At 64.7% G+C, this 14,441-nt stretch carries 15 protein-coding genes; 8 read left to right on the plus strand and 7 right to left on the minus strand.

Annotated features, from left to right (window positions below; translation table 11 throughout):
* Positions 1–38 precede the first annotated feature (38 nt).
* A complete protein-coding gene (locus tag FVP60_RS06510) occupies positions 39–506 on the minus strand; it encodes an Lrp/AsnC family transcriptional regulator (RefSeq protein WP_147825395.1) in 468 nt (155 codons plus the stop codon).
* Between the two features lie 177 nt (positions 507–683).
* Here FVP60_RS06510 and FVP60_RS06515 point away from each other — a divergent pair, with 177 nt between their 5' ends.
* A complete protein-coding gene (locus FVP60_RS06515) occupies positions 684–2,450 on the plus strand; it encodes an alpha/beta fold hydrolase (RefSeq protein WP_147825396.1) in 1,767 nt (588 codons plus the stop codon).
* A gap of 14 nt (positions 2,451–2,464) precedes the next feature.
* On the opposite strand, the gene FVP60_RS06520 is transcribed toward FVP60_RS06515, so the two are convergent.
* Together FVP60_RS06520 and FVP60_RS06525 are read right to left on the minus strand one after the other, a co-directional pair.
* A complete protein-coding gene (locus FVP60_RS06520; RefSeq protein ID WP_147825397.1) occupies positions 2,465–3,202 on the minus strand; it encodes an SDR family oxidoreductase in 738 nt (245 codons plus the stop codon).
* 58 nt (positions 3,203–3,260) lie between these two features.
* A complete protein-coding gene (locus tag FVP60_RS06525; protein ID WP_147825398.1) occupies positions 3,261–4,205 on the minus strand; it encodes a quinone oxidoreductase family protein in 945 nt (314 codons plus the stop codon).
* A gap of 105 nt (positions 4,206–4,310) precedes the next feature.
* Between FVP60_RS06525 and FVP60_RS06530 the strand changes: the two genes are divergently transcribed.
* From FVP60_RS06530 to FVP60_RS06540, 3 genes are all read left to right on the plus strand, one after another.
* Positions 4,311–4,964: an NUDIX hydrolase gene (locus tag FVP60_RS06530; protein ID WP_147825399.1), complete on the plus strand. Its 654-nt coding sequence runs from the start codon at positions 4,311–4,313 to the stop codon at positions 4,962–4,964.
* Positions 4,965–5,597: 633 nt separating this feature from the next.
* Entirely contained in the window at positions 5,598–6,437 is an 840-nt protein-coding gene (locus tag FVP60_RS06535) for a universal stress protein (protein ID WP_147825537.1), read from the plus strand.
* 46 nt (positions 6,438–6,483) lie between these two features.
* Entirely contained in the window at positions 6,484–8,211 is a 1,728-nt protein-coding gene (locus FVP60_RS06540; RefSeq protein ID WP_147825400.1) for a long-chain-fatty-acid--CoA ligase, read from the plus strand.
* A 59-nt stretch (positions 8,212–8,270) separates the two neighbouring features.
* Here FVP60_RS06540 and FVP60_RS06545 read toward each other — a convergent pair whose 3' ends face one another.
* Positions 8,271–9,170, minus strand: a complete 900-nt coding sequence (locus FVP60_RS06545) for a VOC family protein (protein ID WP_147825401.1) — start codon at positions 9,168–9,170, stop codon at positions 8,271–8,273.
* Positions 9,171–9,322: 152 nt separating this feature from the next.
* Between FVP60_RS06545 and FVP60_RS06550 the strand changes: the two genes are divergently transcribed.
* Positions 9,323–10,030 (plus strand): Type 1 glutamine amidotransferase-like domain-containing protein, encoded by a 708-nt coding sequence (locus FVP60_RS06550; RefSeq protein ID WP_147825402.1) that lies wholly within the window; start codon positions 9,323–9,325, stop codon positions 10,028–10,030.
* A 125-nt stretch (positions 10,031–10,155) separates the two neighbouring features.
* On the opposite strand, the gene FVP60_RS06555 is transcribed toward FVP60_RS06550, so the two are convergent.
* Complete coding sequence (locus tag FVP60_RS06555) at positions 10,156–10,521, minus strand: DoxX family protein (RefSeq protein WP_147825403.1); 366 nt, start codon at positions 10,519–10,521, stop codon at positions 10,156–10,158.
* A gap of 111 nt (positions 10,522–10,632) precedes the next feature.
* Between FVP60_RS06555 and FVP60_RS06560 the strand changes: the two genes are divergently transcribed.
* Together FVP60_RS06560 and FVP60_RS06565 are read left to right on the plus strand one after the other, a co-directional pair.
* Positions 10,633–11,136 carry a MarR family winged helix-turn-helix transcriptional regulator gene (locus FVP60_RS06560; RefSeq protein ID WP_147825404.1) on the plus strand — a complete coding sequence of 168 codons (504 nt, stop codon included), beginning with the start codon at positions 10,633–10,635 and terminating at the stop codon, positions 11,134–11,136.
* A 53-nt stretch (positions 11,137–11,189) separates the two neighbouring features.
* Positions 11,190–11,765, plus strand: coding sequence for a flavin reductase family protein (locus tag FVP60_RS06565; RefSeq protein WP_246132474.1), 576 nt, complete (start codon positions 11,190–11,192; stop codon positions 11,763–11,765).
* 73 nt (positions 11,766–11,838) lie between these two features.
* Here FVP60_RS06565 and FVP60_RS06570 read toward each other — a convergent pair whose 3' ends face one another.
* Together FVP60_RS06570 and FVP60_RS06575 are read right to left on the minus strand one after the other, a co-directional pair.
* A complete protein-coding gene (locus FVP60_RS06570) occupies positions 11,839–12,882 on the minus strand; it encodes an NAD(P)H-dependent flavin oxidoreductase (RefSeq protein ID WP_147825406.1) in 1,044 nt (347 codons plus the stop codon).
* Entirely contained in the window at positions 12,879–13,493 is a 615-nt protein-coding gene (locus FVP60_RS06575; protein ID WP_147825407.1) for a phosphoribosylanthranilate isomerase, read from the minus strand. The genes FVP60_RS06570 and FVP60_RS06575 overlap by 4 nt, the downstream gene beginning before the upstream one ends.
* Before the next feature lie 136 nt (positions 13,494–13,629).
* On the opposite strand from FVP60_RS06575, the gene FVP60_RS06580 reads away from it, so the two are divergent.
* On the plus strand, positions 13,630–14,436 hold the full coding sequence (locus FVP60_RS06580; RefSeq protein ID WP_147825408.1) for a TSUP family transporter: 807 nt from the start codon (positions 13,630–13,632) through the stop codon (positions 14,434–14,436).
* Positions 14,437–14,441 lie beyond the last annotated feature (5 nt).

A 14,441-nucleotide genomic window follows, 5' to 3' on the forward strand; every position in this document is an offset into this window, starting at 1 on the left:
GCGAGTTTCGTTGGTGGGTGGGGTGGGTGAGGCGCGCGTTAGCGCGTTCCCCAGTTGTATTTGTCTTTGTATAGGCCGGCGTAGGTCAGGCATTCGGTGTGAACGACCCCATCAATCGCGCGAATACGTGTGGCGATGAGGTCAACCAAATCGGCATCACCCTCACACACGGCCTCGGCGATGATGTCGAACGTTCCGAGCGTCACCACGACATACGCCAGCGCATCGAGGGCACTGAGTTGCTCGGCGATGAGGCGCGGGTCACCGGTGACGCGAATACCGATCATCGCCATGCGATGAAAGCCGAGCTGGGTCGGGTCGGTCACCGCGACAATCTGCAGCACGCCGGTCTCCTGCAGGCGCTGCACCCGCTGGCGCGTTGCGGCCTCGCTCAACCCGACGGCGCGGCCGATGTCGGCGTAGGCGCGACGGCCGTCTTCCTGCAACAACTCGATGATGCGTTTCGACACGTCATCGAGCAGTGGGGGGCGCGGCGAATCTGTCATTCCACTATTTCAGCACATGGTTCCGTCAATCCGCAACGATATTCGTTGCTCTTTGTGCACCTCACAACGAAAAACGAGCATCACCAAGCATGGCGCGCCAAATTTCGTTGACCAATCCGCGCCGTAAACCTCGGCGCACGGCGGCGAGATGTGGTGTGGAATGGGGGAGGGAAAACTATGCCGGAGAAGATTGCACTGCGAGAGGCGCTTATCGCGCAAGCGCTCGCGAAACTGCCATGGCAGGTTCGCGTCGCGATCGCCGCCGTCGCCATCGTTGCGGGCGTGCTGATCATTGGTCGCCCAACCCTGTCGCTCGACGTGCTCGCCATGGTGATTGGCGTTGGCGCCATCACCGAGGGCGTGCTGGCGCTGTGGCATACCCCCGCAAGCGTGCGGTGGCGACTCATCACCGCAACGGCGTGGATCACCGTTGGCATCATCGTGCTGCAAGCGCAGTGGCTGACGGTGCTGGCGTTGACGGTGCTCGTCGGTATCGGACTCGTCGCGGTTGGCGCGTATCGCATCTATCGCGCCGTGCGCTCTGACGAAGCGCTTGACGAGAAGATCGCCTCGATCACCATCGCGGTGGCGACCATTCTGTTTGGCGTTGTCGCGTTCTTTTGGCGCGACATCTCCCTGGTCGTGCTCTCCGTCGTTTTCGGAGCGTGGCTCGTCATCACCGGCATCGATGCCGGGTGGCGCGCCCTTCCGCGCAATCGCCGCGAAAAGGAGCGAAAGCGCCGCACCGGTTGGCGCCGCTTTGGCCGCTCGATCGTTGCGCTCGTCACGGTGTCGGCGGCCGTGCTTGCCGTCGGTATCACCGTCGTACAAACGGGCCCCGTCACCGTGACCGATACCTTCTACGCGGCGCCTCGTAATGTGCCCGACGAGCCGGGCCGCCTCATTCAGTACGAGCCGATAACCGAGGGGATCCCCGGCGGCGCCGTGGGGTTCCGCTTTCTCTATACGACGCAGGCGAGCGACGGAACCATTGACGTCGCGAGTGCGATTGCCATTTCGCCGGACGATGATGAAACGCATCCGTCTGTCACGTGGGCGCACTCCACCACCGGCATCACGCGCCCGTGCGCACCGTCGCTGCAGCCTGATCCGTTTCGTTCGGGCGGAATGTTCGCGGCGCGCCACATCATCAAGAACGGCTGGGCGCTCATCGCGCCGGACTATGTGGGCCTCGGCACCGCGGGCGAGCACCCCTACCTGATCGGCGAAGACAGCGGCCGCGCCGTGCTTGACGCCACGCGCGCCGCCTACTCCATCATCGAACTGCGCATCAGCCGCACCACGGTGCTGTGGGGGCACTCGCAGGGCGGGCATGCCGCGCTGTGGGCCTCGTCGATTGCCGCGGAGTATGCGCCGCAACTCGATGTTCGCGGCGTGGCGGCGATCAGCCCGGTGAGCGATCTCACGTCGCTGGTCAGCACGATGGACTCGGTGACCGGGGGCATGGTGTTCGCGTCATTTGTGTTGCACGCCTACGAGCAGCACTATGACGACATTCAAATGGCCGACTATTTGCGACCCGGAACCATCAGCGCCGCCCGCGACATTCCCTCGCGTTGTTTGGATGGGCCCGGTAGCTGGCGCAGTGCGCTGGTCGTTGCGACGCGGCTGGCCGATCCGTCGCTGTTTCGAATCGACCCCCGAACCGGGCCACTCGGCGAGCGGCTGCGCGAAAACATTCCGCAGCCGAGCCAGGAGATTCCGTTGCTGATCGTGGCGGGCAGCGCCGATCCGCTCATCAAACCCAGCGTGCAAAGCGGCTATGTTGCCTCGCTGTGCGCCACAAAGACACCCCTCGCCTATCGCACCATCCCCGACGCCGACCACATCAGCATGCTCTACGGCAACAGCGAATTCTTGCCCTCGTTGCTGTCATGGACGGGCAATCGCTTCTTGCAGCTGCCGGCAAAGACCACCTGTTAGCGGCGCTCCACCTGTTAGCGGCGCTCAACGCGCGGGCGTACCCACAACTCGGTGAGTTGCGTGTCGGCGGGCGCATCGATGGCGTGACGAATGGAGCGCGCAACGGTCGCAGGGTCAAGGCGGTCGCCAGCCGCGCTGTCGTCGGGGAGTCCGTCCATCCGATAGGCGCCGACCGTGGCCGTTGGGCCCGGGGCTACGGTGGTGACGCGCACGCCGTCGCCGGCAAGTTCCAGCCGCAGGCTGTCGGTGTAGCCCTGCAGCGCATACTTCGATGACGCGTAGGCGATGTGGTGTGGCACGGGGTTGCGGGAGGCGCCGGAACCCGTAAAAACGATGGTTCCGCGCGCTGTTGTGAGCAGGGGCAACAGCAATCGAGTGAGATTGGCCGGCGCGACCACGTTGAGGTCAAGCATGTCGCGAAACTGCTCGGGGGTGAGGGTGGCGCCCGAGGTGCGGAACATCACAGCGGCGTTGTTGACCAGCGCGTCCAAGCGCGGCAGGTCGGCCACGGCTTCGGCCACGGCGGCGAAGTCGGTGAGATCAACGGCGACCGCGATCACCGCTCCTGGGCGCGAGGCCGCGACCACCTGTTCCAGCCGCTCGGCATTGCGAGCGACTGCGATCACCAGGTGATCGGCGGCGAGGTCGATAACCGTCGCCGCGCCAATGCCGCTGGATGCCCCGGTCACCAGCACGACGGGTTCCGTCGATGCCGCGATTGCGGTGCGCGTTTCTGGACTCAAGCTGGTCATGCTCACGGTGCCTCCATTGTTCCCTTCGACGCTACCGGGCGCCGCGGGTCGCTGGCGATCACACGTCGTTGGAGTCTGGCACGAGCGCGACCTTGCCTCCGGCGCGGCCGGCCATCACCAGTTCGAGCGCCTCGACCGCTTGGCGCAGCAAGAACGTCTCCGACACCGGAACCACCAAGTCGCCAGCGCCCGCCAGGTCGACGAGCTCGCCGCGCACGCTGTCGCGACAGGCGGCGCTTTCTGCCTGATTGCCGCCAATCGCTTGAAAACCGGCGTCGCGTGCCGCGGCGGTGCCTACGATCGTCACCAGGCGTGAGTGGTCTCCGGCGATTGCGTTGGTGACGGCGAGATCGTCGTCGCGCCCCGACGCGTCAAACACCGCGGCGATCGGCTCGCCCGCCGCGAGCGCAATGCGCTCGGCCAGACCTTCGCCGCGCTCGACGGCGACCCCGCCGAATCGGGTGACTTCTGAGCCGCGGCCCACGCCGCACACGCCGATCACGCGAATGGAACGCGAGCGTGCAATCTGCAAGAACAGCGCACCGACGGCGCCAGAGGCACCGAAGAAGACCACGGTCTCGCCCGCCTGCACGCTCGCCACCCGCAACATGTCGGCAGCGGTCGCGCCAACCAGAAGAAGATTGGCCGCCTCAAGCACTCCGAGCGCTTCTGGCCGCGCAAACACAGTTTCGGCGGGAACCGTCACAACCGAGGCGTAGCCGCCGGAGACCCGAAAGGCGAGCACGGCATCACCAACGACGCCACCCCCTGAGGCGATCTCCGTCTCCGGGCCAATGGCTGTGATGGTTCCGGCGATCTCGTAGCCAATGTCCACCGGAAAGTCGGTCGCACGTTGGGCGTGTTTGAGGTCGGCGGGGTTCACGCCCGAGGCCTGAACGGTGATCGTCACCTCGCCCCGAGCGGGCTCGCCCACCTCTTTCTCGACAAACTGAAAATCGGCGAGGCCGCCCGGTCCGGTGGCAATCCAGTGGTGTGCGCGCATGCCGCCAGGCTACGTGGTGCACCCGATCTTCTCTAGGGTGAAATGAGTAGCCTAGAGTGTGAGAAAAAATGCACCGACGGGTGCGTCGCGCACGAAGGAGCACCCATGACAGACCTGCTTTCGGTGGTCAGTGTCGATGTGCTGTGCCTGAGCTACGACCCGCAGGGGGAGCACATTCGCCTTGGCTTGGTGCGCCGCGACTCTGAGCCGTACCCTGGCGAGCTGGCGCTCCCCGGTGTCACAATGCGTGCCGGCGAACGCCTCGATGGCGCAGCTCACCGGGCCATCGCCAAGCTCACCCCGTTGCCGCCGCTCGCACTCGGGCAGTTGCGCACCTTCGATGAGCCCAGCCGCGACCCGCGCGGACCCAGCCTCTCCATTGCGATGTGGGCGATCGTCGCGCAGCTTCCCGACGGCATCCCACTCGATGAGATTCCCCCACTCGCTTTCGATCACTCGCAGATCGTTGAGAACTGCCGCCCCATTTTGGGCAAGCTCATGCTCGATGACCTCGACTTCACGCGGGCGATTCTGCCCTCCCCGTTTCTCACGACCGACGCGCGCGCCATCCTGCGCACTCTGACCGGCGAAGACCCCCACATGGGTAACCTCAATCGAGCGCTCGACGCGCTGCCCGGTGTGGTCAAGTCAACCTCCGATGCCGCCGACACGGTTGCCGGCGCATGGAGCGGAACCACCGGGTCGCGTCGCGGCGCCAGCCGCGGCCGCCCACCGGTAGAACGCATCTTCGTCGGGTAGGGCCAACCGGGTGCCGCCTCGGCGGCGCGGCGATGGTTCCGTGGCGCGGCGATAACTGCCCTTTCACCCTCGGACGCCCGCCGAAGGTTCCGGGTCGCAGCGTTGGTTCCGGCAACGCAACCGTTATGCACGATTCAAAACCGTATGCAGGAAAAATTTGCCTCACCAGCCCCACCAGTCACACCAGTCACACCGCATCGTGCATAACGGTCGTTGTGCGGAACGGTCGGAACGAGCAGAGCGCGGAACCCTGCGCAACCTCCGAGGCCGCCGTTGGTTCCGGGGCGCGCCGTTGGTTCCGGCAACGCAACCGTTATGCACGATTCAAAACCGTATGCAGGAAAAATTTGCCTCACCAGCCCCACCAATCACACCAGTCACACCGCATCGTGCATAACGGTCATGTTTGCGGGTTGGGGGTGGTGGGGAAACGGGTTGAGCACATTCAGCGGCAACGCACATTCATCGGAGAGCGACCCTGAGGGATCAATGGCGACGGCCGGAGAAATCGTGAGTCGAGCACGCCGTGCCAGCCGATCGTTCCGAGAATAAACACGGCGAAGTCTCTGGCTGAGCGGGCAAACTCTGCATACGCTGACAGTGTTGCTACTTCGCTTCGAGAACGGAACCGTCATGGCTGGCAAGATTGTCGTCGCACTCACCGATTCTGAGGCGGGCCGCCGCGCTCTCGCCTGGGCTGAGAAGCGCGCCCTACAGCGCCACCAGAGCCTGTACCTATTGACCGTTGTTGGCGGCGCTACCGGCACGGTCGGCGAAGGCCGGCTGCTCGACGCCGCCGTCGCAAACGCTGAGGCGTATGTAGATGGTGAGGCTGAGCGCCTGCGCGGCGCGGGAATTGTGGTCGAAACCGAGGTGCGCCAGGGCAACCCGGTTGCGCACATCTCCAGCGCAACCCAGGGCGCCGCGCTGCTGGTTATCGGCAGCGACTTTCATGATGGTTCCGGTCGTCGCCGCGGGCTGCACGGCGTGCGTATCGTCGCAGCCGCCTCGTGCCCGACGGTCGTCGTTGGCGCATCGGTCAATGAAGACGGCCGCTCCGGCGTTGTCGTTGGTGTCGATGGCTCGGAGATTTCGGAGGCGGCGCTGAAGTTTGCCGCAGCCGAAGCCGATCGCCTGGGTGAGCCGCTGGTGGTGGTGAGTGTTTGGACGCCAGTGCAGGTTCCGCACATGCCGTTGCTTGACAACGACGAATATCTGCGCAGCATGCAATCCATCACCGAAGAAATGCAGTCACTGGCCCTCGCCGGCCTGTCGCAGGATTACCCCGATCTCGAGATTCGGCGTGAAGTGTTGAGCGGGTATCCGTCGCACGCGATCTCCGACCGTGCAGAGACGGCGCGTCTCACCGTTGTCGGCTCACATGGTCGCGGCGCGCTGGCCCGGTTCTTGCTCGGCTCGGTGAGCCACGAGATTCTGTTGAACCTGACCTCCCCCACCGCCATCGTTCGCTGACGCCTGCCCCTCGGGGTTTTGCGTCATTCGGGCGTAGCCTAGAACGATGCAATTGAATGAACAGCGCGAATGGAACAGGTTCTACGCCGAGGGTTCGCCCATCGACATTGAACTGCCCACCGGATCGCTGAGCGACCTCCTCGATGAGCGCGTCGCTCAGTATGCCGGCAATGACGCGATCGCGTTCTTCGGCAAGGCGCTGTCATACCGCGAGCTGGGCGACCGCGTTGCCCGCGTTGCTGAAGGGTTGCGCACCCTCGGTGTGAAGCAGGGCGACCGGGTTGCGCTGGTCATGCCGAACGCGCCGCAACACGTCATCGCGTTCTACGCCGTGCTGCGGCTCGGCGCCATTGTGGTCGAGCACAACCCGCTGTACACGCACGATGAGCTTGAGGTGCAGTTTCGCGACCACGGCGCCCAGATTGTGATCGCGTGGGACAAGGTCGCGCCGCTGATTCAGTCGCTGCCCGCAGACCTGGGCATCGGAACCATCGTCGCGGTGAACATCACAACCGCGATGCCGCGCGCCATGCGCTTGGCACTCGCGCTGCCCATCGCGAAGGCCAAGGAGTCGCGCAACAAGCTCACCGCGTCCGCGCCCGGAACGGTGAGCTTCACGACCCTCGAACGCTCCCGCCCGCTGGACTCCGCGCACCCGCGCCCCGTCGTCACCGACGTCGCGTGCCTGCAGTACACGTCCGGAACCACGGGCAGCCCCAAGGGCGCCATCATCACGCACGGCAACCTGTGGGCAAACGCTCGCCAGGGCAAGGCGTGGATGCCCAACTTCTTGCCAGGCAAGGGGTCAATCTACGGCCTGCTGCCGATGTTCCACTCTTTCGGTGTGCTGCTCTCGGTGATTTATGCCGTCGAGACGGGCTCACGGGCGGTGCTGTTTCCGACGTTTGACCCGGAGCTCGTTTCGCAAGCCGCGAAGAAGTTTCCGCCCACGTTTATTCCGGCCGTGCCGCCCATGTTTGACCGACTGGCGCGCGTTGCCCGCGACGGCAACCTAGATCTCTCGCAGGTGGTGTACTCAATTTCTGGCGCCATGACGTTGACGCCCGCGGTGGTCAATCGGTGGGAGTCGGTTGCCGGCTCCATGCTCAACGAGGGGTATGGCCTCACCGAGACGAGCCCCGTCGCGCTTGCCAATCCGTTTGATGAAAACACCCGCAAGATCGGCACGATCGGCATTCCGTTTCCCTCCACCGACATCAAGGTCGTTGACCCCAACCAGCCGACGGTCGAAGTTGCGCTCGGCGAGGTGGGCGAGCTGCTGATCGCCGGGCCTCAGGTGTTTCAGGGGTATTGGAACCGCCCAGAAGAGACTGCAGCGACGCTGCTCGAGGGTGGCTGGTTGCGCACAGGTGACCTCGTGGTGCAAGACGAGGATGGCTTCATGACGGTGGTTGACCGCAAGAAGGAGCTCATCATCACGGGTGGCTTCAACGTTTCGCCGAGCGAAGTAGAACGCGTGATGAACGCGGTCGACGGCGTTGCCGAGACGGCGGTCGTCGGTATTCCTCGTGGGGGCGGCGCCGAAGTCGTCACCGCTGTCGTGATTTTGGAAGAGGGCGCAACCCTCGACGAGGATGCCCTGCGCCAGGCGGCGCGAGAACACCTCGCCGAGTACAAGCGCCCCACGAGCTACGTGGTGTGGGAAGAGCTGCCCAAGTCTCTCATCGGCAAGGTGTTGCGCCGCATCGTGCGCGAGACCCTGATCGCCGACCGCAAGGCGACCCGCGCGGTCGTTGCCGACGACACCGAGTAGCGCCCTGGGCAACGCAGAGTAGCGCCCTGGGCAACGTTTGTGCGAGAGCTACGCGCGGTCTAAAACTCCGCGATGATGAGCTTTTTCATGCCCATCATGTGTTCGTAGGCGCCCGGGCGCTTCATCAGTTCGCCCATGTTTTCTGGCACAACCTGCCAGCTCACGCCCCACGGGTCGACCAGCCAGCCGCATTGTTCCTGACCCGGATCTGACGACAGGGCTTCCCACACGTCGTCGATCTCAGCCTGGTCTGCTGCCTGCACCGAGAGTGAAATGGCGGGGGTGAAGGGATTGTGGCCGCCGGAACCATCGTCCATCATCGAGAACCACTGCTCACCGATGCGAAACTCACCAAACATGATGCTGCCGGCGGGCGCCGCACCTGACGGTTCGGGGTACTCCGCGATCATGCCGATTTCGGCATCGTCGAACGTTGAAACGTAGTGCGCTGCGGCTTCGCGCGCCTGCCCGACGACATCGCCCGAGAACATCGACTGCGGAATGATGAATGGACGCGGCCATCCCTCTGGGTCGCTCAGCATCAGTTGCCAGCTCACGCCGTAGCGATCCTGTACCCAGCCGTACCGCTTGCTCCAGTCGTATTCGTCGATGTCCATCAACGCGGTTCCGCCATCCGCAAGAGCAGCCCACAGTGCGTCCATGCGGGCGCGTGCCGCGGCTTCATCGCCGCCGAACATCAGCGGGTCAAAGTTGAGCATGAAGGAAATCGACGGATTGGGTCGAAACTCGGGGCCGGCGTTGATGAAGTTGAACGTGTACCCGCCGATCTCGAGCTCGGCGGTGAGCACCTTGCCTGCAAACGATGCCTGCCAGTCGGGAACCTGCTCGGGATAGCGGGAGGTGACCGTGCTGGTTGCGTCGTCGAAGATCGACGCGTAGTACTCGCCGGCCTCCTGCGCGTTGTGGTCAAACCAGATGTTGGGAATGATCTTCTGCATCGTGCTCTCCTTGTGCCGCCGACCCCACCTACTGTGCGCCGGAATCGCCTGGCACGCAACCCCCTGTGACAGCTCCATGTTCGGCGTTGCAAATAGCGCCTCACATGGACCAATCGCTGTACACGGCTTCGACCCCTCGATAGGTTGTGGACATGGTGCATATTGTTGCGACGGGCGCAGGCAAAGACATGATGGATCGTCGCGATGACCCAACCCACGAGTACATTTTGAGCCTCACCGGCAAGTCACGCCCACGCGTGCTGTTTGTCGGCACCGCGACCGGTGACCGCCCTGACTACATCGTGAGCTTTTATCAGACCTACCACTCTGACCGCTGCGCACCGCATCACCTCCCGCTCTTCAACCGCGACCGCGATGACCTGCGCTCGTGGATCACGGATTTTGATGTGATTCATGTGGGTGGCGGCAACACCGCCAACATGTATGACGTGTGGCGCCGGCAGGGCGTGTGGCAAATCCTCACCGACATGTTCAACGACCCGGCGAACGAAAACGTGGTCTTCACCGGTGGTTCCGCGGGTGGCATCTGCTGGTTCGACGGCGGAACCACCGACAGCTTTGGCCCGACGCTGCAGGTGTTGCCAGAGGGGCTGGGTTTTGTGTCGGGCAGCTTCTCCCCGCACTACGACGCCGAGGGGCAGCGTCGCCCCCTCGTGCACGCCGCGCTGCTGGCCGGTGAGCTCGGCGAAGGGTGGGCGTGCGGCAACCTCGACTCGTTGCACTTCAACGGTGGCGAATTGGTCGAGGCAATCAGCACCGCCATCGAACCGATGGCACTCACCCTCAGTGTTGAAAATGGTGCCGTCGTCGAGACGCCGCTCCCGGTTCGCGCGCTATAGCAGCGACTCGGCAATACTGACCTGCTACTCGAAAGACGCAGTGGCCTCCACAGAAGACGCTAGGAACTAGCACTATCTACAGAATGCCACGCCCCCCCTTCGCCGCAATAGGGGAGTACCCGCGATCACGAAACGGCAATAAAGCCAATGACAGCACTGGCGATCGCGAGGATCGCGAATGCGAGCGCGGGCATGACCGGCTCATTGCGGCGGCGGTGAACCGCAACGGCGCCCAGCATCACAATGGCCAGCCCCGTCGCCGCGATCGGCGCCAGGATCGGCAGGATGCCGGTCGCCAAGGGAACGATCAGACCCACTGCGCCAACAACTTCGAGTGCGCCAATGCCCTTGATGGCGGCCGGTTGAAAGTCGTCTGCCCAAGCCATGCCACCGGCGACGATCGCCTCTTTTGTCTTGATGCTCTTCATGGTTCCGGCGCCCAGCATGGCGGCCGCCAGCAGAATATTCACGATCCACAGCGCAATCAGCATGAGTTCTCTCTCTTTGTTTGTGACGCCGAACAGACTCGGCGAAAAGTTTCCAAGGAAAGAAAATACCACAGATTATTTCCGTGGAAACTAATTCGCGGCTAGAATGGAACCATGGCCCGCCTCACCCCCCGCATGTCGGATGATGAATCGCGCGCATGGCTGTCGCTCATCGCCGTAGCGGAGCTACTGCCCGTCGCCCTCGACGCGCAGTTGCGTGAAGATTCAGACCTCACCAACGTGGAGTTTCGTGTGCTGAGCGCACTCAAGCAGTCGCCGCACACGACAATGCGCGCGGGCGAACTCGCGCGCATACTGTCATCAAACATGCCCCGAGTGTCGAAGGTGATTACCCGCATGGAAGAGCGTGGCTTCGTCACGCGCAAGACGGTTGCCGGCGACCGCCGCGCCGTCGATGTGGTGCTCACGCAGGCGGGCAGAAAGGCCCTCATTCACGCCCTGCCCGGTCACCTCGACTACGTACGTGCCACCGTATTTGACCACCTCAGTGAGCGCCAGCTGCGAACCCTGGGTGATGCGCTGGAACCACTCATGCAGCGCCTCGATCGCACGGGGCAGTTCGCCTGCGACCCTGTGACGCCGGATGCCGCCTCATGACGAAAAACGGCGAAGCCGAGCCCACCCCCGTCGAGGCGGAGTACCGTCGAAGGGTGACGAATGCATCCCCCATCCCCCTGGGCGCAGACCCGGAGCACCATGTTTCTGCCGACGCCTTCAAGGCTGTCTTTCGCGGACACCCCGGCGGCGTCGCACTGATCACGGCCGACGCAGGCGACGGGCCGGTCGCGCTCACCGCGACCTCGGTCGCCTCGGTCAACGTTGACCCCCCGCTGTTGATGTTCTCCGTCACCACCGTGTCGTCGGCCACCGCGGTGATCGTCAAGTCAGACACCGTCGTCGTGCACCTCCTTGACGTCGATGACATCCCGCTCGCCCAGCGCGGCGCAACCAAGGGCATCGATCGCTTCGGCGACACCGACCTATGGCAGCGACTCCCCACGGGCGAGACGGTCTTCACCGGGGCGCGCGCCTGGGTGCGCTGCCGCGTGATCAACCAGATGGACGCCAGCGGATCCACCGTGATCGCGGCCGAAGCCCTGCAGGTCGCGATCAACCGCCAAGTCGGCGAAGACTCCACCCCGCTGGCCTACGTGAACCGCGAATGGCACCGCCTTGACGACGCATCGCGCATTGACGCGGGCATGACGCTGCCACCCAGCGAATAACGAGGCACAGCAATCTCGCAGAGCGGGGGGCGGAACCTCGTGACGCAGGGAGCGGAACCTCGTGACGCGCGCGCTAGGGCGTGAGTCCGGCGGCGAGTTCGTCGAAAACCTCGGCGGCTGTCGCTCCCACCGCAAGCGGTGCCGCCTGCCCCGCCCACAGCGACAGCCGTGACGCGTCATTGCGGCGCGCGGCTGCGGCACGAAATCCGCCCGTCAGCATGTTTTGGGCCGGAAACCGCGCGTAACCGGCAGCCTCGAGCTCGCGCATCGCGTCGTTTTCTATGCCGCGCGCGAGGCGCCCGCTCATGGCGCGCGTCAGCCTGGTTCCGCTCTGCGCAACCTGCCGAATCGCGGCTCGGTGCGACGGCGGTGCCGCCGACTCCGCCGTCGCCAAGAACGCCGTTCCGACCACCACGCCAGAAGCCCCCAGCGCGCGGGCCGCGGCAACGCCCCGCCGGTCGGCGACGCCGCCGGCAGCAAGCACCGGCACGTCGACGGCGTCAACGACCTGCGGAACCAGTGCGAAGGTTCCGACGAGCGAATCCTCCGCCTCGCCGATAAACGTCACCCGGTGCCCTGCGGCCTCCATGCCGCTCGCGATGATCGCATCCACTCCGCCCGCCGCGAGCGCACGCGCTTCGGCGACGTTTGTGGCGGTGCCGACCACGCGCGTTCCCGCGTCGTGCAACGCGGCGATGGCGTCGGCATCGGGTACGCCGAATACGAAGCTGGCGACGGCGGGCCGCGCGGCAATCACAGCCTCAAGCTGCTCGGAAAACGAGGGCAAGAATCGCTCCGGGCGCGGCGGTAGGTCAAGGCCGGCCTCGGCGTAGAACGGGGCAACGCGGGCGGTCGCCTCGGCCCAATCGATATCGTGCGGCTCGACTTCGTCGCCGGTTGGCCACCACAGGTTGAGGTTGAACGGCTCATCGGTCACCGCCCGCAGCTGTGCGGCGGTTTCACGAATGCGCTCGGCGGTGTAGCCGTACAGGCCGTACGACCCGAGCCCACCAGCGTTGCTCACGGCGGCCGCCAGTTCGACGCTAGAAACTCCGCCGAACGGGCCGAGCACGATCGGCACCTTGATGCCGAATAGTTCCGTAGCCGAGCCCGTCATGCCCTGGCTCCGCGGGCAGCGGCAACGAACGTACGAATCTTGTCGAGATCTTTCACACCCGGCGCCGACTCGACGCCGCTTGAGACATCGACGCCCCAGGGGTGCGCCTCGGCGATCGCGTCTGCCACGTTGTCGGCGTTGAGGCCACCGGCGAGCAACCAGTGACCGGCAAGCGAGCGCGAGGTGAGCTCACTGAGATCCCACCGCTCGCCTGATCCGGGGCGCGGTGCGTCAAGCAGGAGCGCCTCATCGCCATAGTCACCGACCGTTGGGTTCTCGGCCTCGGCGAGCGACGTCGCCCGCCACACTCTCGGCATGATGGCGCGGGCGCGGGCGAAGTCCTCGGCCGAATAGTGGCCGTGCAACTGCAGCACGTCGGCGCCGATATCGCGGGCACGCTGCGCCGCCTCGGCGGCATCAAGATCGTTGGTGACGACGACGGTGTCGATGCGCCCGGCAACGGCGGCGACCACGGCCCGAGCCTCGTCGATCGTGACTCGGCGCGGGCTCTTCTGGCTGAACACGACGCCAATGGCATCGGCTCCGGCTTCGAGCGCCACCTCGGCCTCGTGCGGGTGACGCAAGCCGCAGACCTTCACGTACGTTGTCATGGTTCCACGCTAGACCTGCCGCACACGCGTCGGGCGTGAATGTCGCTTGACCTGCCGCGCTCGCGTTGGGCGTGAATGTCACTAGACCTACCGCGCACGCGTCGGGCGTGAATGTCGACGGGAGTAATCTCGAGGGGTGCTGGGCATTGACGAACTGACATGGGGAGTGCTGGCCTTTGTCGTGCTGGCGGCGCTGTTTGCCGGCTGGGTCGACGCGGTAGTCGGCGGCGGTGGACTCGTGCAGTTGCCCGCCATGTTGCTGATCCCTGGGATCACGCCGGTGCAGGCGCTGGCGACCAACAAGCTTGGCTCGATTTTCGGCACCGCGACCAGCAGCATCACCTACTACCGCCGAGCCAAACCCGATATGCGAACCGCCAGCATCATGGCGGTGATCGCCCTGATCGGTAGCTTCGCTGGGGCGTTCGTCGCCACGATTCTGCCCGCGTCGGTCTTCAAACCGATCATTGTCGTCGCGCTCACTGCGGTCGCCCTCTTCACTGCTTTCAAACCGGCTCTGGGCGCGCAAGCGGCGCTCCGGTTCCACGGCAAGAAGCACATTCTCACCGCGACGGCTCTCGGCGCCGTGATCGGGTTTTACGACGGCATGATCGGCCCCGGCACCGGCACGTTCTTGGTGATCAGTCTGGTGGGGCTCATCGGCTACGACTTTGTGCAGGCAAGCGCGAAGGCAAAGATCGTGAACTTCGCCACCAACCTGGGCGCGCTGCTGCTTTTCGTGCCCCATGGTTCCGTGCTCTGGCTGCTCGGCATCGTCATCGGAATCGCCAACATGATCGGCTCGTACGTGGGCTCGCGCATGGCAATTTCGCGCGGCACCGGGTTCATACGCGCCGTGTTCTTGATTGTCGTTGCGGCTCTCATCATCAAGCTTTCGATTGACGTATGGAACGAGAACATTGCGCCGCTGCTCAACGGATGACACGC

It is taken from the genome of Microbacterium mitrae (assembly GCF_008017445.1).
In the GTDB taxonomy this organism is placed as follows: Bacteria; Actinomycetota; Actinomycetes; order Actinomycetales; family Microbacteriaceae; genus Microbacterium; species Microbacterium mitrae.